Origin of the sequence: Cupriavidus nantongensis (genome assembly GCF_041726985.1) — a bacterium.
In the GTDB taxonomy this organism is placed as follows: Bacteria; Pseudomonadota; Gammaproteobacteria; order Burkholderiales; family Burkholderiaceae; genus Cupriavidus; species Cupriavidus nantongensis_A.
Window position 1 is genome coordinate 17458 of record NZ_CP168303.1, and the last position, 19350, is coordinate 36807.

14 protein-coding genes are annotated in these 19350 nt (G+C 62.1%); 7 read left to right on the plus strand and 7 right to left on the minus strand.

Going from position 1 to position 19350, the window contains the following annotated elements; translation table 11 throughout:
- The first annotated feature begins 116 nt into the window (after window positions 1-116).
- Entirely contained in the window at window positions 117-2768 is a 2652-nt protein-coding gene (locus ACEI37_RS11065) for an ATP-binding domain-containing protein (RefSeq protein WP_373378927.1), read from the plus strand.
- A gap of 1015 nt (window positions 2769-3783) precedes the next feature.
- Here the strand turns inward: ACEI37_RS11065 and ACEI37_RS11070 are convergent.
- The gene (locus ACEI37_RS11070) at window positions 3784-4944 is read right to left on the minus strand and encodes an HNH endonuclease (protein WP_373378928.1); all 1161 of its coding nucleotides are present in this window, start codon (window positions 4942-4944) and stop codon (window positions 3784-3786) included.
- Between the two features lie 531 nt (window positions 4945-5475).
- On the opposite strand from ACEI37_RS11070, the gene ACEI37_RS11075 reads away from it, so the two are divergent.
- Window positions 5476-5805 (plus strand): DUF1484 family protein, encoded by a 330-nt coding sequence (locus ACEI37_RS11075; protein WP_240073268.1) that lies wholly within the window; start codon window positions 5476-5478, stop codon window positions 5803-5805.
- 102 nt (window positions 5806-5907) lie between these two features.
- On the opposite strand, the gene ACEI37_RS11080 is transcribed toward ACEI37_RS11075, so the two are convergent.
- Both ACEI37_RS11080 and ACEI37_RS11085 read right to left on the minus strand, forming a co-directional pair.
- Entirely contained in the window at window positions 5908-8550 is a 2643-nt protein-coding gene (locus ACEI37_RS11080; RefSeq protein WP_373378929.1) for an EAL domain-containing protein, read from the minus strand.
- Between the two features lie 170 nt (window positions 8551-8720).
- The gene (locus ACEI37_RS11085; RefSeq protein WP_373378930.1) at window positions 8721-9548 is read right to left on the minus strand and encodes a YdcF family protein; all 828 of its coding nucleotides are present in this window, start codon (window positions 9546-9548) and stop codon (window positions 8721-8723) included.
- Window positions 9549-9910: 362 nt separating this feature from the next.
- Between ACEI37_RS11085 and ACEI37_RS11090 the strand changes: the two genes are divergently transcribed.
- The 5 genes from ACEI37_RS11090 to ACEI37_RS11110 all read left to right on the plus strand — a co-directional run bounded on the left by ACEI37_RS11090 (window position 9911) and on the right by ACEI37_RS11110 (window position 15314).
- Window positions 9911-11692 carry an OmpA family protein gene (locus tag ACEI37_RS11090; RefSeq protein WP_373378931.1) on the plus strand — a complete coding sequence of 594 codons (1782 nt, stop codon included), beginning with the start codon at window positions 9911-9913 and terminating at the stop codon, window positions 11690-11692.
- Between the two features lie 25 nt (window positions 11693-11717).
- Window positions 11718-13217: a hypothetical protein gene (locus tag ACEI37_RS11095; RefSeq protein WP_373378932.1), complete on the plus strand. Its 1500-nt coding sequence runs from the start codon at window positions 11718-11720 to the stop codon at window positions 13215-13217.
- Window positions 13162-14085 carry a hypothetical protein gene (locus ACEI37_RS11100; protein ID WP_373378933.1) on the plus strand — a complete coding sequence of 308 codons (924 nt, stop codon included), beginning with the start codon at window positions 13162-13164 and terminating at the stop codon, window positions 14083-14085. The genes ACEI37_RS11095 and ACEI37_RS11100 overlap by 56 nt, the downstream gene beginning before the upstream one ends.
- A 444-nt stretch (window positions 14086-14529) precedes the next feature.
- The gene (locus ACEI37_RS11105) at window positions 14530-14859 is read left to right on the plus strand and encodes a hypothetical protein (RefSeq protein WP_373378934.1); all 330 of its coding nucleotides are present in this window, start codon (window positions 14530-14532) and stop codon (window positions 14857-14859) included.
- Window positions 14856-15314, plus strand: coding sequence for a DUF2846 domain-containing protein (locus ACEI37_RS11110; protein ID WP_265922425.1), 459 nt, complete (start codon window positions 14856-14858; stop codon window positions 15312-15314). The genes ACEI37_RS11105 and ACEI37_RS11110 overlap by 4 nt, the downstream gene beginning before the upstream one ends.
- A gap of 109 nt (window positions 15315-15423) precedes the next feature.
- Here the strand turns inward: ACEI37_RS11110 and ACEI37_RS11115 are convergent, their stop codons facing one another.
- From ACEI37_RS11115 to ACEI37_RS11130, 4 genes are all read right to left on the minus strand, one after another.
- The gene (locus ACEI37_RS11115; RefSeq protein ID WP_373378935.1) at window positions 15424-15822 is read right to left on the minus strand and encodes a DUF350 domain-containing protein; all 399 of its coding nucleotides are present in this window, start codon (window positions 15820-15822) and stop codon (window positions 15424-15426) included.
- 62 nt (window positions 15823-15884) lie between these two features.
- A complete protein-coding gene (locus ACEI37_RS11120; RefSeq protein ID WP_373378936.1) occupies window positions 15885-16607 on the minus strand; it encodes a hypothetical protein in 723 nt (240 codons plus the stop codon).
- A gap of 3 nt (window positions 16608-16610) precedes the next feature.
- Window positions 16611-17786 (minus strand): glutathionylspermidine synthase family protein, encoded by a 1176-nt coding sequence (locus tag ACEI37_RS11125; RefSeq protein WP_373380328.1) that lies wholly within the window; start codon window positions 17784-17786, stop codon window positions 16611-16613.
- Complete coding sequence (locus tag ACEI37_RS11130; RefSeq protein ID WP_373378937.1) at window positions 17786-19177, minus strand: saccharopine dehydrogenase NADP-binding domain-containing protein; 1392 nt, start codon at window positions 19175-19177, stop codon at window positions 17786-17788. The genes ACEI37_RS11125 and ACEI37_RS11130 overlap by 1 nt, the downstream gene beginning before the upstream one ends.
- Between the last annotated feature and the right edge of the window lie 173 nt (window positions 19178-19350).

Genomic DNA, 19350 nt, shown 5'->3' on the forward strand with positions numbered 1-19350 from the left:
CTCGGCCGAAGTTCGGAAGCTTTTCTAATACTAGACCTTCCTATTGTTTATAGAGATGCGACGAGAGGAGGCGAACGGTGCCCTACAAACTACCAAGAGAAAACAGGGAGCGTTGCATGACCGATGAGGTGATTCATGTTGTGGCCCAGGAGGCATTGGAGACCTTCGGAAAGGTGGAGTCACTAGCGCAAGAGCAACTGACATCTGCGCAGCGCTCGGACCCCCGCAATAGTCTAGCGATTCAGCAGTCACTGAATAACCGGGCTGCAGTGGAAAATCTGACATCTATCGGTGATAGCAATACACGCGCGCTCTTGGCATTGGTCCGAACGCCGGCAATTGCTCGCGTGGTCGTAGCAGGCGAAGATGGCCAACCGGACACCTACTACATCTGCCGTAGTACGGGCATTGTGGTCCCGGGCATCAAGTTGGCAGGCTATCGGACCGATCTCGGTAGGCTCGCATCGCTGAATGTTGGTGACGAGGAAGAATTCGCGATCGGTAAGCGGCTCGTCTGGCTGAAGGTGTTGGAAAAGCTGGAACTCCAGCCTCATAAGGCTCAGGACGAATGGGATTCCTTACCTTCCGTGTGGCGCCGGGAGTCTGAAGTTCCATTGACCATTCAGTCGCTCAGAGAGTTGATTCAACCCCCTGCGGAAGATGCCGGTTTCATGGCCATTCTTGATGCCGGGAGAATCGATAGCAATGTGGTCGAAGGGCTGACCCACCAGATCCGCACAGCCATGACTTTGCGGGATCAAGCGGTTCTCGATAAGTTTCAGGATGAGATTTTCCGCTTGCCATTAGACCGTCGGCTCATCATTCTGGGCCCGCCCGGGACGGGCAAGACTACGACGCTGATCAAGCGCTTAGGTCAGAAGCTGGATCAGGACCCCGCTGTAGACCGTGATGGAGCGGCTGAGTCTCGCAAGGGCCGGTGGATGATGTTCACACCCTCGGAATTACTCAAGCAATACCTAAAGGAGGCATTCGGTCGCGAAGGAATAGCGGCACCGGACGAGCGGATCAAGACGTGGGCAAAGCGGCGTCACGAACTTGCTCGACAAGTCTTTGGCATCCTCAAGACCAGTACTGGCGGGACACTTATCCTCAAGGAGGACAAGGACCATCTGCCGGCAGTCGTAATTGAGGATCCGCGTTCCTGGTTCGATCAGTTCCGCATTTTCCACCAGCAGCGGGTAGCCGCTGCATTGGAACAAGGGGTGGCGACATTGCATGATGTGTCGCCCGGAAGTGCTGGTGCCCTGTTGCAACGCATTTCGGGCCTGTTACCAGCATTGAAGGATGGGAAAATTCTGAACGTCTACTCTAGGCTTCACGAGTTAGAGGAGGACATCGAGCCGCTCCTCAAGCAGAGCAAGGCAAAAACGGAGAAGTGGATCGAAGAGCAGGGTGGTGTCCTGTACCGGCAGAACAAGTCGGTTTTCAATGACTTGAACGATTTTCTCGAATCTCTCAACCAGTCTGACGAAGATGAGGATGAGGAGAACGAGTTCGACGATGATGTCGGCGACACAGTCGTCCAACAGCCAAGCGGCAACCCCGCCCAGAAAGGCTTCCAGGCGTACCGGCGCTTCCTGCAGTCATATGCTCGGAGCCGATTCAAAGGCCGGCAACCTAGCAAGGCGTCGCGTGCTGCTCGAATTCGGGATTGGGTGGGGGATCGCCTGCCCGAGAATGAACGATTGAAGGCCCTCGGCGAGGAGATGACTTTTCAGAATGCATTGCGGCGCTTCCGAAATGCGTGGAAGCGCTACCTCCTGGAGGTGCCTCTCAGCTACCGTGCATTCCGGCGGCAGTGCCTCGCACAAGGCGGTTTCGAGTATCGACGTCCGGAGGCAGTGGCACATGTCGATGCGACGGAACTGGATGCTATCCTGCTGCTGATGCTTCGCTCAGCCCGTGAACTCATGATGCTGGGATTTGTGCAACGCAGACTCGACGAACCGAAGTTCGGTGAGTTGCAACGAATAGCCGGGCAGTTCCAGCAGCAGGTGCTGGTGGATGAGGCAACGGATTTCTCGGTGCTGCAATTGGCCTGCATGGAGGCACTGACGGATCTGAAGACTCAGTCGTTCTTCGCGTGCGGGGACTTCAATCAACGTATCACAAGTCATGGCGTGCGCAGCCGAGAACAACTGAGCTGGATCTCGGCGAGGCTGGAGGCGCGTAGCATCAATACCGTCTATCGTCAGAGCCGCAAGCTCAACGCCTTTGCCGCTGAACTGCTGGCCCTTATGGGCGGCGATGTCTCGGCTCAAGCGCAGTTGCCCGAACATTCAAATCATGAGGGCGTTGCGCCAGTACTTGCCGAGCTGATTCAAGAGTCCGATACGGCGTCTTGGTTGCTGGCGCGCATCAAAGAGATCGAGAACACAGTCAAGGACATGCCCAGCATCGCCATACTTGTGCCGTCAGAGGATCAAGTCAAGCTAGTGGCTGAAGCACTAAATCAGCGGTTGGAAGAAATCAACATGCGGGCTGTCGCCTGTGTGGATGGTCAAGTGTTGGGCGATCAAGGTGATATCCGAGTTTTCGACGTGCAGCACATCAAGGGGCTGGAATTCGAAGCTGTGTTCTTCGTGGGTGTAGACGCATTGGCTGAAACCAAGACCGAGATCTTCGACCGTTTCGTTTATGTCGGTGCTACGCGTGCGGCAACGTACCTAGGCATGGTGTGTCGGGGTGATCTACCTGAACGGTTGCGGCCACTCCGGCCGCTGTTTGTTCCCCAATGGCCCGTGTAGCGAGGTCGGTGTCGGGGGAGTGGCTGGCACCTACTGGCAGATCGTTACTCCCCAGATGGAGCCTACTCCAAGAGAGTTCCATTCCATCGGATTGCTGCACGTCCCCCAAGGTCACAGGGCATTGCCAGGCACCAACACCAACGACGGTGACAGCCTGCAAAGAGAACAACTCGCCGCGTGGTTCTCCGCAGTCCGCGCGTTACACAATTCCAGCCATGCGCCAACCGTTTTGGCCGTAAGGCTGGACAGCTTCAGGGCCATCAAAGGGTAAAGCGGCCCGCGCTCCGTTTGCTTTGGTTAATTCGCCGCCCGGTGCAATGAGCTTGAGGTGGTCGTTGATATGATGCCCGCGTATTTGTCCTCGCCTTCGCACCACCTCGCGAAAGCCTTACGCATGCGAAAGCCATAGGCAGCGCTGGTTGGCCGAACCGGTACCTCTGATAGCCGGGGGATCTTAGTTTCTCGTCTTCGGCAAGATTTTGGTTGCGCAGGATGTTGAGATAGTCGGCCCACGCCGTTTTGACACACCAGGATCAAGGCGAGTACGACGATTTCTTCGCCACGCAAATTTTTGAGCAGCTTCTTAAAAAGGTACTTGCGATATACGAAGAAGATGGATTTGCGCTAAGCAACCCGGTTAAGCTTGTTAATTCACCGGGGCTCGAACCCTCTCCAGCCGCCCTGCCCTCTTCCGGTAAACACCTTCTCTTCGCAGGACAAGGCGATCCCGTAGAGGTTCGCGCAATCCATAAAGACCATAACGCTCTCCATGTGAGCGTTACGTTGGTTGGCCAGCTTCGCGGCCGCCGGCATAGTCCATACGATGCCCATAAAACTAGCGTTTCAAGACGAGAAGCTCCGCACGGTGTGTGAGAGTCCGGTTTCGGCGAAGCGGAAATACGGGGAGGTCGCTGGGCGGGCGATTCAAAGCAGGCTGGCAGACTTGCGCGCGGGAGACTCTCCGCTTAAGTTCTGACGTGCCCGCGCAACCCCTTTGGCATTGCCACGAACGCTTTTAAGTCTCAGGTTCCTTGGCCGTGATAGCGGAAATCAACTCGATATTTTTCTCATCTCCATCCATGCCATGATGGATATGGCGATGGCAGGCAGGACATATGGCTGCAACATAACGTGGATGATCAAGTCCCCCATCTGACACGCGTGTAGTGTGATGTGGTTCAAGATAGGCTGAGCCGTCTTTTCGCTTGAACGGTGCCGGCTGCTGGCATGACTCGCAAATGCCGGCAGCCCGCAGTAGTACGTAGTCCTTTACTCGCTTGCTGCGCCGATAGAGCTTTCGCAGTGTGGCCTCACCCACGTCATTGCCGGAATCGTGAACAGCCTCGATGGCGCGCTTACGGGCCTCTTCCAAACTGGTTGGCGCTGGATCATCCATCGCCTCGTCTTCGGGCAGCGCATTGCTCTCCTCGTCGAATAGCGCGACAGGAACAAGTTGAAAGACGATAATGTTTCGTTGCGTCCCTTCCCTGTCGGGACCACGGCGGATCGTGTGGCCGGCGTAGGTATGCTCGCCTAGATATTCCTGTCCTTTCCCTTTCCCCAGCGACTTAAAGAGGTGCAGCGCCTGCCCGTTAGCGGCGTGCTCTCGGATGGCAAGGTTCCCGCGTTTGAATACCATATCGCCGACTTGCCCTTCCCCTGTGTACGAGAATATGCCGAGCTCGTCGCGGCCGTCAAAGTAGCCATACTGCTCGCCGCTTTCGCCTGTGAAGATGAAGATGGCTGGTACTTTGCTGGACGCAGCTATGCCGCTTTGGCGGCTGCCGCCAAAGCGATCGTGAATCTCCGTTTGCCGATGGTAGACCTGTCCCAGCGCGAATTTTGGAGGTTCGAACACCGCGAACGGGGAGCTCCCGTTAGGGAGCCGGACAATGCTGAAGCCCAGGTTTTCAAGGTAAGCGTTTGTTTGCTCTCCCCCGCTAAAGCGTGAAACGGGCACGCCTGTCGCCATCGATAGAATTTGCTTAGGCGGATACAGCTCACCTTGATCGGAGATCGCGTAAAGCTGCGACTTCTTGGTTTCCCAATCTTCCCATTTCCGGGTACCACGCAGCACCCGATCGAACTCGTCTAATGCCGACCTGATGGTCGCCTGCGTGACATGTGGAATGTGCAATTTTTCCCCCGCGACTGCGACGTCTACCGATGACTGCAATCAGAAATTTCTGATATTTTTGGTCATTATGTAGCGCGCGACGCCAGCAAGCAATGGCTTGGAGGGCCTCTCGAATTAGAGGGGCGGAGGCATGTCTGCCGGGCGACTGAACGGCCCAGGGGTTCAGTCGTGACATCAAATCCAACCTATCCCATTCTCTACATAAGGAATCCGGCAGTGAGGTTCGTCCTGGCAACGAATGTGCAGGCCTGTACTTGGGCTTTGCCAATTGCGGCCGGGAGGATCTTTGAGAATTGCCGTATTGGTCCGGAAGCGCTGTCGGTGGAGACTGGTCGCGTCACCAGCACAATGGTTGACCAGGTTTGACAGCCTGAATCCATGCAAGCCGGACGAACCAAGAGGCGGTATCCTCTCGTCTTTCGCCTATGCACACCCTTACGGGTGAGCCGTGGCGGGGGAGCCCCCCGGGCTCGCCGGTCCTTGCATCCGGTCTGTCAACCCTGCTCCGTGCTCGCCCACCCGATTGACAGCGGACGGCGGGCCTCTATCACCGATGCAAGGAGGTTCGCAATGCAACCCACCACCCCAGCTCCCCAAGAGCCCACCCTCGCCCAAAAACAAGCCCAGCTAGCCGAAAACCTGGCCAAAGTCGACCGCGCCCAGTTCCGCCGCCGCGCCAAGGCTGCCCCACCGCAACCCAGCAAAGCCGTCACCCTCGAGGACCACATCCTCGAAGTCAGCGACGACCTTCTGCGCGTCAGCGCCGGCTTCCAGTCCGTCCTGACCTTGCTGGACCTGCAGGCCGGCGATATCCCTGACAGCATCGGCCTGCACGCCCTGATTTCGCCGCTTAAGCGGCAGATCGACCGGTGCGCTGATCGCCTGCAGGCGCTTGCTTGACGAGGGCAGGCCTGCGCAATGCAGGCCTGACAGTAAAACGGCGTGAGCTGGTCTCGCGCCGTTCTGGTTGTGGCCTGGAGCTACTGAAAGACGCCACCCGCCTCAAGTCACCGCACTCACAAACGCCTCAAACGCCCTAGCCTCCACCGGCGGACAAAAGAAGTGCCCTTGCCCGTAATCGCAGCCAGCCGCCACCAGTATGTCCCGCTGCGACTCCGTCTCCACACCCTCCGCAATCACCCTGATGCGCAGCGCATGCGCCATGCTGATAATAGCGCGGCACAAAGCCACGTCGTCCGGCCCCCGCGTCAGCGAGCGGATAAAGGACTGGTCGATCTTGATGTAGTCGATGTCCAGCCGCCGCAGGTACGACAAGGACGAATACCCGGTGCCGAAGTCGTCGAGCGCGATCTCGATGCCGGCCGCCTGGAAGCGGGAGAGCTGGTCCATGACATCGGCGTTCTGCTCCATCAGCGAGCCTTCGGTGATCTCGATGACGAGGCTGCCCACCGGCACGTTCCTGCGCTCGATCATGCTGGACCAGGACTCGGGCCCGCTCGCCGGCGCGCAGAACTCCACGGGTGATTTGTTGACCGAGATCTGGAAGTCCTTGCCCAGCAGCATCTGCCAGCGCGCAAGCTGGTCCAGCGCTTCGGTCAGCACCCAGCGGCCAATGTCGATGATGAGGCCGGATTCCTCCGCAACGGCAATGAAATCAGCCGGGCGGATCGGCCCGCGCACCGGATGGTCCCAGCGGATCAGGGCCTCGGCCTTGCAGATCTTGCCCGTGCGCAGGTCGACAATGGGCTGGTAGTGCAGCGCGAACTGCCCGGCCGCCAGCGCCGTGCGCAGGTCCTGCGTGATGCGCAGGCGCTCCCGCTCCACCTGCAGCAGCGCCTGCGAGAAGACCTTCCAGCGATTGCGGCCCTCTGCCTTGGCGGCAAACATCGCCTGGTCGGCGCACACCAGCAGGGCCTCGGCGTTGTCGGCGTCGTTGGGCCAGGTCGCCACGCCGATGCTGGCCGACACCACCACCAGCTCGCCGGCCAGGTGGTAAGGGGCGGCAATCCGCTCCAGGATCGCCTGGGCAATGTCGCCGGCAACGCCGGCATCGCCCACCGCGGGCAGGATCACGGTGAACTCGTCGCCGGCCAGCCGCGCCACGGTATCCGATGCGCGCACCGATGCCGCAATGCGCCGCGCCGCCTCCAGCAGCAACTGGTCGCCCTGGTCGTGGCCCAGGGTATCGTTCACCTCCTTGAAGCGATCCAGGTCGATGAACAGCAGCGCCAGCACGTCCTGCGTGCCGCGCGAACGCTCGATCTCCTGCTCCATCCGGTCGAAGAACAGGCGGCGGTTGGGCAGGTCCGTGAGCGCATCGAAATTCGCCTGGTGCCGGATGACGTCCTCCGCCTGGCGCTTCTCGGTCATGTCATGGATCAGCGCAACGCGGCGGCGCTCGCCATACGCGTGGGCCAGGTAGGTATCCACGGTCAGGTAGGCGGGAAACTCGCTGCCGTCCTTGCGGCGGATCGAGAGTTCGCCGCTCCAGCTGCCCTTGGCTGCCACGGTGGCCCGCAGGCGATCGACCAGTCCTGCCGCATTGCCTGCTCCGCTGACGCTATAGCCCGGGCGCCCTCGAATCTCTTCGGCGGTATAGCCGGTGGCCGCGGCAAAGGCCGGATTCACGTCGATGATGGTGCCATCGAGCGACGTCACCATCATCGCCTCGCTGCTGGACGAATAGACCAGCGACGCCAGCCGCATCTCCTCCATATGGCGCCGTCGCTCCGCCATGGAGCGGCGCAGGCTGTAGTACAACAGGGCAAGCAGCAGCGTGGAAGCGATGGCACCGGCCAGGGCAACGCGGCGATAGACCACGTAGGGCGCCAGCACCAGGCTGACCGACTCGCCCACCACGAAATTGAGCCCGTACTCCGGCAAACGGTAATAGCCGAAGACCCGCTCCACGCCTTCGGAGCCCGACACCGCCCGATAACTACCGGACGGCGGCGACCCGCTGGCGAGGTACGGCCGGTTGCTGACCGCCCTGGCCAGCGTGCCCTCCAGGGCCGGCACGCGCGCAATGACCTGGCCGGAAGTCTTGATGACCGATGCCACCTCGCCATCGCGGTCAGTGAACGTCTGCGCAAAGCTGGCGAACTGCTCCGGACTGACCGAGACCACGATGACCCCGTCGAAGCTGCCGGCGCGCAGGATGGGGCGCGTGAACTGGATCGACCATTTGCGCGAAACCTTGCCCTTCACCGGGTCGCTGATGAACAGCATGTCGCGCCCGCCCGCGTTCTGATGGACCCGGAAATGCTCGCGCCCGCTCAGGTCGACCTTCTGGCCGGGCGTGGGCGGGGCGATGGACGAGTAGATGAGCAGGCCATGCTTGTCGATCACCGACACCTGGAACGACAGGTCCACCACCAGGTTCTCCCGCTCACGCACCATCTCGATAAATCCCGGCTGGCCGGCCAGCCAACTGGCCCGCAGGTCCAGCAGGAACTCGGACAGGCGCAGGATGCTGGATTTCGAGTACGCACCGAACGCCTGGGCCTGCGTCTGGGTACGCTTGGCTGCGTCGTGCAGCAAGCGGTCCCGCTCGCTCACGAGCTGATACGCCACGAACGCCCATGTTGCAATCAGCCACGCCGCCGCCGCCAGGTTCAACGGTGAAAAGACCGCGCGCAGGCGCTGCAGCGCCTTGTCATAGCGGGTGGTCGAGGGTTCTGGCATCAAATGGGTGTCGCCGCGCGGCGAAGGATTGACATCCATAGCAGGCTAGTCGAGGTCAGCGAACCCGACAAGCAGCACGCACTTTAGTCCCGTGCTCACCGCGTGGAGTCAGGGCCAGCGTGCGCCGAAAGCGTCACGTCGTGATCATGCCCCGCTGGGACGCGGAAGCCTCAATACTCCCTCAACACCCATCCGCTGATCGCAGCGAAGTACTCGCGAAGCCAGGCGTTATATCGAAGGTAGATCGGCGTTCCAGCGCCGACTCCGGCGACTTTGCTGAAGCCTGCCTTCCCTGCAATCTGCACCGCGCGCCGTACATGGAAGTCGCTGGTCACCACCACGATGGGGTCGGTGGCATCAACGCCCTGGCCCTCCAGCAACCGCCGGCTGAACACCAGGTTCTCCTCGGTACTGGTACTGCGTCCTTCGCGCATCACCCTGTCGGCCGCGATGCCACGCGCAACGAGGTAGTCGGCCATGATGTCCGCCTCGACACACTGCAGTCCAAAGTCCTGACCACCGCTCACTACGATCTTGGCGTCCGGCCACCTTCGCGCCTGCACCAGTCCCTGATCCAGTCGCGCAATCAACGTTGGCGACGCCTTGCAGTTAGGGGTACCAGATCCAAGAACGACGATCGCCTTCACCGCCGTCCCCGCGGGCACGGAAGCGCCCATGCCGCTGCGGACGCCATAAAAGAAAACGCCGACCGTGACCAGCCACACAACAAACGCTAACCATCCAGCACGCCAAAGCCACTGTCGCCGCCGATCCGCCTTCCGCCATCGCGCGACGCCGTCCCAGCACAACGCGAGCAGCAGGAACGCGATGCCAATGCACGCCGGCAACGTGATGCCGAAGTTGAACAGCCCCATGCTCATCAGTGCGACGGCATCGCCGAGCAGGATGGCACCGACCAGCGCCAGGGTAAGGCGAATCCAGCGTGTGTTTCGTCTCAATGCAGGGATCTCCAGATCGTTGATTGCTGGATTATCCAACGGTCGCCATTCCGGGCCACAATTGCGCCGCCGCCTGCCGATGAAAACGTCAACAGACCGCGCCTTCCGGCGTACTCGTAGAGGAAGAGCTTGAGTAGAAAACCGGGGGGCGTGGGTCGCGACGTTGTACCGGCCTTCGGCTCGCACCCCACTCAAGCATGGCCCTTGGAGGGTTGGCACGCACACCTCCGGCCACTAACATCGACGCCGGGCCGATGCCCGCCCATTCCCCTATCAGAGTGCCACCGCCTCCGCGGTCGGACCTGCCCTCAAGTTTCCCCAGCATCCGCCGATATTCTCGTGGCGCCCCATTGTGCCTGTCATTGGATCGGGCAAGGCGTTCCAGGAAACAGAGGTCATCGATGCACAACGAGAACAAGAAAACGGTTGGCGGCTCACACCGCGCGACACGAAGGACGGCAAAGGCAGCCACCCTGTGGCGGTGGACCAGCTTGGCGGTTGCCTGTTCGATGGTTACCGGATGCGCTACCGCCCCGGGAGCTTATCTGAAGGAAACCTTTGCCAGCGATGACCCTTGCTCCAATAACGCCCGCAATATCGGGATCGCAGCGGGTGTTATCGCGGGAGCCGTGCTTGGTAATGTCGTATCGAGCAACAAGAAGGTCGGCACACTGGTTGGCGCGGGTGTCGGTGCGGCGCTGGGTGGGCTGATCGGGGCGGACATGGATCGCCGCCGTTGTGAGTTGTCGCGCATTGCAAAGAAGCACGGGCTGGATGTCACAATGGTCGACATTGCAGCCGATGGCAGTGCGATGGCGGCGGCATCGCGCGAGCCTGAACAGGGCGGCATCGGCATGTCCGTGTCGGTGCGGGATACGGGTACTGGCGGCACCGCCCAGTTTGCTTCGGGGTCCAGCACGCTCGCGCCGGAAGCTCGGGTTGCCTTCACAGAGATTGCCCAGCAGTACGCCTTTGCGGCGCAGGCCAGGCAGCTTGGCCCCAAATCCACGACACAGGAGCGGCAGGCCGTCGAGGCGCTGAAGTCGCGGCGCATCCTGCTGATCGGGCATACCGACGATACCGGTAGTTCCAGGCTTAATGCCGAGTTGTCGGAGCAGCGAGCGCGTACCGTTGCCGCGCTGTTCCGTGATGCGGGCGTCGCGGAAGCGCAGCTCTATTACCAGGGCGCCGGGGAAACGATGCCCTTGGCCGACAATCGCGACGAAGCGGGACGGGCAAAGAATCGCCGCGTCGAAATCGTGGATGTGACCGACGAAGCGGCCTTCGCGAAGTATCTGGACGCGCGCCGGCCCAACGTGGCCTTCTATCGCGAATCCTCCGCTGAGCGAGTGCAGCCTGGCATGGAAGGCGGCGCATCGGGCGGCGCAACGCAATCAAAATCGGCAGCGACTACTCGCGAGGGTGACCGAGAGAAATCACACCCCTCTGCACGCACCGCTTCCAACCGCCCGATGCGGCAAAGCGGGGCGCACAGCGACACAGCAAAGGCGCGGCACGATAAACAGCCAGCCATGGCCTCGGGTACTACCTCGGTCCCGTCTGCCGTAACGCAGAAGAAGAGTCCCGCGCCGCAGACCGCTACGGCAAGCACGCCATCGTTTGACTTCGGTGGCACCCCTTCGGGCCGCAGCGCGATGGTGCCAGATCTCGGCAAGCTTGACCGGCAAGGCGGCTTCGCCTTGATCTCGTCCGCGGTAGCCGACACGCCGCTGGCTCGCTGCGACCAGGACCGGCCACGCGAGGCGCGCGCAGTGAAGTCGCTCAGCGACGACAAGGCCTATCGCACTGCCGACTACATGCCCGGTCTGTACAACACCATCTGGACGGATACCGTCAACGGTCATCTGGTAGCGCTGAAAGGCGTGGCGGTGTTGCGTGACGGTGGCGCGCCGGCGCGCCGGCCTGAAGTGCTGGTCTATCGGGACTATCACGACGCGAAACAGACCGCTGACCTGCGCACCGAAGCACAGGTGAACACCTACCGTGGCGACAAGGGCCTGCTCTATCGCGTCTTCGTCAACAAGGCGCCGCTGCAATGCCTCGACATCGTGATCCCGCATGCCTCGCCTGACCAGGCGCGTGGCTCGTGGCTGCGCTACGACAAAGACGGCAACAGCTACTCCGCCGCGTTCAATCCGCGCATGGCGGGAGGCAAGATCTGATTAACAATCCACAAAGAACAAGACAATGAGTCAATGGATCAATGACAACCTTGCGGCGCTGAACTCGGCGCTCGCTCTCGCGGTGTTGCTGGTGGTGTACCTGGGCAACAAGTTTCGGATCGACTTCGCATTGATGAACCTCTGGTACAGCCTGCCGCTGATCGGCAAGATCGCGCGGCTGTCCCGCGACACCACGCGCTTCGCCAAGGACAAGTCCTGGACGTTGTCCGAGCGCACGCTGTGCGACGCCTACAAGCAGTTCATCCATTTCACCACGGAGGAAGAGTTCAATAAGCGGCTGACCTATCTGTCCAAGGCGCACGACCTGGGGCGTTCGCCGACGCCGGGATGGATGATGGGGCTTTTGTGCGTGCTGGTGCTTGCCGAAGGCCTCGGCTTCTCGTACATGCTGGGCACGTGGATGGCCGGCGAAGGCGGTAGCGAGAACGCGCGCCAGTTGCTGATGTGGGCGATCGTGTTCGTGCTGTGCGTGATCTTTGTGTTCGTGATGCACAGTGCCGGCCACCAGCTCTACCGCAGCAACCTGATCGCCAAGGCCGACTCGGAGTGGCGCGGCGAGGGCCAGCCGGGCAAGTTTGCCAGCCACAACATCAAGCTGAACGACCCGCAAGAGAAGGATGATGCTGAGCCCGAGTACAAGCAGTGCGTGAACCGCGTGGGCACCAGTCGGAGCTATTTCATGGTGGGTGTGGCGGCGGTCATCATCGTCTTTGTCTCGGTCGTTTCCACCGTGATGCGTGTCAAACACCTGGAGGCCGAGCGCACTGCACAAACCGCCCTCGTCTCCGAAGCGCCCGGCGCGGGCAATCCGTTCGACAAGCTCGGCCAGTCGCTGCCGGACGAACTTCGCCAGGAACAGCAGAAGGCTGATGACAAGGCCATGGCCGATGGCCATGCCGCTTATGCCGACGAAGGCCTCGCCGCCTTCCTGATGCTCGCGTTCATCTTTGCCATCACGCAGCTGGTCGGCATCGCCGGCGGTTATAAGTGGGGCTTCGCCGGTAAGGAAAGCCAGGCTGCCTACCGCGGCACGCGTGGCCTCTCAACCTATGACGATTACCTCGCATTCTTCACACCGCTGATGCAGGTCGCTCAGTCGAAGCTGCAGACCTTGCAGCAGAAAATGAGCGAACGGCGCGCCAACGATGGCCTGCGGCTCGAGCATACCTTCGACGACTACCTGATGGATGCGCGCACGTCGCGCTCGCGCGTCACTGCTGCCGGCGTCCCGTCGCAGGCCACCATCCCGCCGGCGGTTGAAAACCTCGCCGATACCGCGAGCGTGCTCGCGCGCATCGATGCCATGACCGCCGCCGGGCGCAAGGCGGACGCCGTGGCGTTGCTCCAGAGCCTTCCGGACCATGTGCGCGACGACGTCACGGCGAGTCTTGCCGAGCGCAAGGCGGCACAGGAAGCCGCCCGACTCGCCGACGAGCAAGCCCGCAAGGATGAAGAAGAACGCAACAAGGAAGCCGAACGTGCACGCCTGGAAGCCCTTCTCTGACATGGCGAAAGTATCCGTCGCAGGCATGCGAGGCTGCGCAGCATGGCTTGCGCTGGCCACCACACTGCTGTGCGGACCCGCTCTGGCCGCACCGGACATGCCGAGTTGCTATGCCGCCAACCAGCTCGGCGTCCCGGCATCGGCACAGCGCGCCCTGTTCCTGATGATCGACCAGACTACGGTGTTGGACGACAAGCTCGTTGCGGAGTTGGGCCGCCACCTGCAGGGCCTGCTGAAACCAGGAACGTCATTCCGTGTCTACAGCTTCTCCGCTTATTCGCAAGGCCGATACCTGCAGCAGTTGGCGGCCGGAACTTTAGAGGCACCGCTGCTCGACCAGTCCGTGCGGGATGCCACGGCGGTCAAGACGCTAAAGAGCTTCGATGCGTGCCTGAAGTCGCAATACGCTTACGGCACCAGGCTGGTGGCCGACTCGGTTCGGGCAGCCCTGCACGGAAGCAGCGAAGCGCTGGCTCGGTCCGACGTGCTGGCAAGCGTTGCCGCGGTATCGCAGGCGGTACGAGAGGTGCCGGCCCAGCAGAAGACTGTACTGATCGTGTCGGACATGCTGGAGAACTCCTCGGTATCGAGCTTCTACAGCCAGGAACGCATGCGGCATATCGACCCTGCGCAGGAGTTGCGCAAGGTCGAGAAGGCGAACGTGCGTGCGGACTTTGGTGGGGCATCCGTATATGTGATGGGCGCCGGGATTGTTCCAGAGCCGAAGGGAGCGCGAAACGCAGCAGCCTCTTATCGTTCGCCACAAAGTATTGAGGCGTTGAAGGCGTTCTGGGAAAGCTTCTTTGGAAAAAGCAATGCCCGGCTCGATGGGTTCGGTGCTCCGGCGCTACTGACGCCGATTCGATAGCGATAGTAGGGCGGGAGCCGATTGAGCAGGCTTCGCGGTACGCCATGTCGTCTCATCATCCATATCGGCGGGGCTATAAAAATGGCCTACGTCAAGGTTCAGCTGATATGTTTCGATGCTGCCGTTTCTGCGTGAATCCGTTGAAGTCAGCCAACGAAATGTAAGGTTCGATAAGAATTAAGAAGGGCCCTATATTTGCCCTGGAGTCCGCTTGTTACTTTTGCCCCAAAGTTAGCGCTGCGAATAGCGCTACGGACGCCTTGAAGTAATCGAGATGTCTCCGTAGTGACCAGAAGCTGAGGCCGGGATTCCTACTGGCACGGCCAAGCATTTTTCAAAATATCGATTCAAACGGTTACCCGAGTGAAATTGTCATTCCCACACCACATGCGGCGATATGGACTTGCTGCTGGATGTTGCTTAGCGCTTGCTGCCTGTGCCCCGATGATTGCAACGGCCCCATCGGCTATCGAGGTCACCCAACCAAGCGCGGCCGCCCGACGCATCCAGATCCTGAGCGCCACCACCATCAAACTTGACACTGGCTATTCCCGCACGCTGCCTGAAAAGTCAGTCTGGTCGAAAGCAGGCCGCATTCCACAGGGCGATGTATTCCGGCCCGTCGGCACCATCTTCACAATCGAAGGCCGCCAGGTACACGAAGCCTACCTGGTCATCCATAACCAGACCCTGATGGGCTTCTATTTGCCCGGGGAACAGAACTATTCCCCGCTATCCACAGCAGTACCTTTGAACTTGGGAGAATCAGAATGAAACGGGTCGCACGCATGCTGTTCGCCGGACTGGCGGTGTCGTCACTGCTGGCCGGGTGTGCTTCCGGCGTAAAACACGCCGACATGGAGGCGTCGATTCCGACGCTGAAGCAAGGTGACGGCCGGGTCTACTTCCTGCGCTCGGCATCGATGTTCGGCGCGGCGATCCAACCGGATCTGCGTCTGAACAACGAGGTAGTGGGCGAGTCCAAGCCCGGTGGCTTCTTCTTTGTGGATCGCCCTGCCGGCAAGTACGTGGCCTCGGCTTCGACTGAAACCGAAAAGACGCTGAGCTTCGTTCTTGACGCCGGCGAGACGAAGTACGTGCGCAGTTCGCCGTCGATGGGCTTGATGGTGGGCCGCGTCGTGCTGGAACTGGAGACGCCTGAGAAGGCCAAGGCAGATCTCGCATCGCTGAGCTACACGGGCGATGTAGTCAAGGCCCCGGCAAAGTAAGCGGCGCGGCCTCTCTCCCCAGGGTCTGCAGCGGGCGCCTGGGGATAGTAGGTCGTATAAAGCGAGGAGAGGGAATATTGGGGAGCAGAGTCTCGAAACTCGGTTCGCCTCACGTCAAACAAGCCGCATTAACCACCCCCACCGACAACGAAATCACCCCCATCACCGCCCCCACCCCCCGGTTATCACTGGCAATCGCCTCACTGACACCCCCCAGCGCCCGCGCCGCCACCAGGTAAGCCACGACCTGCACCGCAAACGCCCCAAACGCCCACAGCAAGAACATCGCAAACGTAGCGTTGTGCTGGATGCTCGACGACAGCGTCAGCGAGAACCCCAGCACCGCCCCACCCAGCGACAATGCCGCCGCGATATTGCCCTCGCGGATCAGCGTGAATTCCCGATGTGGCGTGACCCGCGTATAGACCAGCAGGAACAACCCCAGCATGGCAAAGCTGGTGACGATGTAGATCAGGTAGGCAAGCGCCGGGTGCATGGTATTGACCATTGGATGGACTCGTTGTCAGTTGTCAGGGGTTTGCGTGCGGGATGGCGTTGGGCAAACGGCATTCAGCCGCCGCCGGAGCGCCCGGAGCTGCCGAAGCGGCTGGTGAAGCCGCCGCGCGATACCACCGGTGCGCGGGAGACGGCGGCGGAGCGCATGGTCAGGCCCATGGAGCGTCCGCCGCTTAGCGAGCTGCGGCGCACCGTGGCTTCTTCGACCATGGCGGCGCGTGGCGTGGCATTGGTGAAGGACTGCGTGGGCGTGCCGTTGCGGTCGTAGACCTGCATCGGGCGCAGCGGGCCGGCCGTCATATCGCGCTGGGTCTGGGTGCCGTTGGGGTGGTAGACGGTGCCGCTGGTGGTGTAGTACGGGCCGTACCAGCGTGCGTAGTACGCGCTGCTGCCGTGCGTGGTGCCGGAGCCGGCGGCTTCGCTGGCCGGGGCGTTGAGGCTGGAGCTATAGATGGTGCTGGGGTCGTCGAGCGGCACGCTTTCGCAGTCGTTGGGCGTGTTCCAGTCGGCCTCGCAGTCTTCCAGCGTGGCGTAGCTGGCGCGGCGCACGGTCACGCCGGGGTCGTCGTCGGCGTCGTCGCTGCAGGAGCCGAGCACCGCCACGCCGGCGACCACGGCGCAGGCGCCGACGATCCACAGCGCGGGCGAGCCGCCCTGCTTCTTCTGTTCGGCCTGGTAGGCGGCGATGCGCGGCGACGGGCCGCCGGACCCGCCCCGGCCGGGCATGTATGGGCTGCCGTACTTGGAGCGTTTGGTGCCCTTCTTCTTGTTGGCCATGGCTTACGCGTGGGTGAAGTAGTGGGGGACGAAGAAGCTGGTGTTCTTGGCGATGGGCCCGGACTCTTCGCGAACGCACAGGCCGCTGGGCACGTCGTCGACGATCCAGACGCCCAGCGTGGTGTAGCGCCCGTCAAAGCGCCGCGCCGGTTCGTAGGCCTGGTAGATGAAGCCTTCCTCGCCGTACTCGCCAGGGTTGTGGACGTGATCGCCTTCCGGCGTGAGCAGCGTCACGCTTTCGCCTTCGCGCGACAGGAAGGGTTTTTTCGCATGAGGGCGGCCGGCGAAGTGGCCTGCGTCGAAGCTGGCTTCGATCAGGTTCGGATGTCCGGGAAACAGTTCCCACAGGATGGGCAGAATGGCCTTGTTGGACAGCACCGCCTTCCACGGCGGCTCGACCCAGCGCACGGGGCTGTGCGCCAGCTGGTCGCGGTAGTCGGAGGTGGCCATCCATTCCCAGGGATACAGCTTGAACATGACTTCGACGGGCACGTTGTCGGCGTCGTAGAAGTTGCCGCGGCCGTCGGTGCCGATGTCTTGCAGGTCGATCAGCTTGACGGACCAGCCTGCCTGCAGCGCGGTGTCCATCAGGTACTCGGTGTTGCAGACGTCTTCCTGGCTGTCGAACATGCAGGCAAGGTGCAGCAGGCTGGCGTTGCGGTAGTGGTTGCGCAGCCATTGCCAGCGCGCCACCAGGGCGTCGTGCAGGCTGTTGAACTGGTCGGCCTGCGGCTGCACGGCGTCTTTCCAGTACCACTGGGCGACGGCGGATTCGATCAGCGATGTCGGGGTGTCGGCGTTGAACTCGTACAGCTTGGGCACGCCGTGCTGGTCCAGCGTCATGTCGAAGCGGCCGAACAGCGTGGGCTCGTCGCGGTCCCACGAGGTGCGGATCAGTTGCGCGAAGTCCTGGTCGATCGCCAGGCGCGCGAACAGGTCGTGGTCGATGACGTGCTGCACGGCTTCCAGGCAGCGCTGGTTCAGGTCGTACGCGGCGGCATAGAGCGTTTCCACCTCCTGCTTGCTGAAGGCGTAGGCAGCGTCTTCGCGCCAGTAGAAGAAGGTGTGGTCATCGACTTCGCGCGGGACGTTGAACTCGTCCAGCGAATGGAAGTGGAAGCCCACCTTCTCGAGTTCGCGCGGCCAGTTGCGGCGCGGGGTTTGCGGGATGCGTTGCATCAACAGGCAAGGGCCAGCAGGGAGGGATCGGGCCGGACCTTGGTGTCGTCCAGCAGGAAGTCGGTGAAGGCGAGCGTGGCGGCGCCAGGGCGCGGCAGCCAGTCGGTAAATTCGATGCTGAGCGGCGCCCACCAGTGCGCGGCATCGGCCAGTACGGGGCGGAAGTCGAGCGCATCGGATTCCACCACGCCGCGGGACGGATGGGCCAGGATCCATTGCATGCCGGCGACCAGGCTCGATGCCACCTGCAGGCTGGTGGCGGTGTTGTACGGCGCCAGCGCACGCGCGCGCTGCACCGACAGGCGCGAGCCATGCCAGACCGCGCCGTGCCGGCCGCTCATCAGCAGCACGCCGAGCTCATCTTCACCGCACTGGATTTCGTCGCGCAGGATGCGCTCGCCACGCACGCGCGGCGCGGCGCGGTCGTCGAGCCATTGCATCGAGGCCTGCGTGGCGGCGGTGGGGCGATAGGCGTAGTAGACGGTGGGGCGATACAGCAGCTGGCCGGCGCGCGTGTCGGTCAGGTACTCGGCGATCGAGATCGATTCGTTGTGCGTGATCAGGTAGGCGTCGAAGGAGCCATGCACCGGCGACCACGAGCGCACGCGCGTGCGATGGCCCGGCCGGTCCAGCGCGATCGCCGCGTCGCCGTAGCCGTGGCGGTAGCCGTCGGGCGGCAGCGCGGGCTCATGGCTGCCCCAGCCGAGTTCGGCGTCCTGCAGGCATTCGGTGATAAAGCCTTCGGCGGACCAGGTGTTGGCGAACTCGCCGTCGCGCGGGTAACCGGGGGCCTGCTGGCTGTCATATTCGGCGACCTGGATCACGCGCACGTCCAGCGTGTGGGCCAGCGCGGCCCACGCGGCGCGATCGCTGGGCTCCGGCTGATTCAATCCGGCCTTGCCGGCCAGTGCCATCAGTGCGGCTTTTACCAGCACCGAAACTAGTCCGGGATTGGCGCCATGCGCCACCAGCGCGGTCGGCAGCGCCTCGCGGCCGCGGGCGAAGGCCAGCATCTCGTGGCGCAGCGCGTAGTTGCTCAGGTGCGAGGCCTGCGGATCGGCTGCATAGTCCCAGGGCTCGATGCCGGCATCGACATAGAACGCGCCGCGTCCCTGCGCCAGTGCGATCAGGTCGCGGCTGCAGACGGACGGCGCCAGGTTCAGCAGGAAGGCGCCGGGCCGCAGCAGCGGGACCAGCATGGTTTCATAGTTGGCCGCAGTGATGGTGGCCTGGATGGCGTGCAGCCCATGCCGGGCGACCAGTTCCTGGCGCGCGCGGTCCAGCACGCGGTCGACCACGGTGATCGCTGCCCGCGGCCAGGCCCGCTCCAGCAGCGGCAGCACGGCCTGGCCGATGCAGCCGAAACCGACGATGACGATTTGTTCGATCACGCAGACCCTTCCGCCCGAGAAACGGCAAGCGGCGGTCCCCAGACGCGGTAGCGGCCGCGCCGGCGCAGGACTGCCGTTGCCTGGCTTTATCAATTCTGATCAGAATCGCTAAATCTAGCGAAGGGCAATACTATCGCCGCGCGCGGCGCCTGCCAACTGCCGGCAGGGTCTAT

Excerpts from the sequence above, each read along its gene's own strand:
- ACEI37_RS11105 (WP_373378934.1), top strand. The coding sequence starts at position 14,530 with ATGATTGCAACGGCCCCATCGGCTATCGAGGTCACCCAACCAAGCGCG.
- ACEI37_RS11095 (WP_373378932.1), top strand. The coding sequence starts at position 11,718 with ATGAGTCAATGGATCAATGACAACCTTGCGGCGCTGAACTCGGCGCTC.
- ACEI37_RS11100 (WP_373378933.1), top strand. The coding sequence starts at position 13,162 with ATGAAGAAGAACGCAACAAGGAAGCCGAACGTGCACGCCTGGAAGCCC.
- ACEI37_RS11115 (WP_373378935.1), bottom strand. The coding sequence starts at position 15,822 with ATGGTCAATACCATGCACCCGGCGCTTGCCTACCTGATCTACATCGTC.
- ACEI37_RS11080 (WP_373378929.1), bottom strand. The coding sequence starts at position 8,550 with ATGCCAGAACCCTCGACCACCCGCTATGACAAGGCGCTGCAGCGCCTG.
- ACEI37_RS11065 (WP_373378927.1), top strand. The coding sequence starts at position 117 with ATGACCGATGAGGTGATTCATGTTGTGGCCCAGGAGGCATTGGAGACC.
- ACEI37_RS11120 (WP_373378936.1), bottom strand. The coding sequence starts at position 16,607 with ATGGCCAACAAGAAGAAGGGCACCAAACGCTCCAAGTACGGCAGCCCA.
- ACEI37_RS11090 (WP_373378931.1), top strand. The coding sequence starts at position 9,911 with ATGCACAACGAGAACAAGAAAACGGTTGGCGGCTCACACCGCGCGACA.
- ACEI37_RS11110 (WP_265922425.1), top strand. The coding sequence starts at position 14,856 with ATGAAACGGGTCGCACGCATGCTGTTCGCCGGACTGGCGGTGTCGTCA.
- ACEI37_RS11125 (WP_373380328.1), bottom strand. The coding sequence starts at position 17,786 with ATGCAACGCATCCCGCAAACCCCGCGCCGCAACTGGCCGCGCGAACTC.
- ACEI37_RS11075 (WP_240073268.1), top strand. The coding sequence starts at position 5,476 with ATGCAACCCACCACCCCAGCTCCCCAAGAGCCCACCCTCGCCCAAAAA.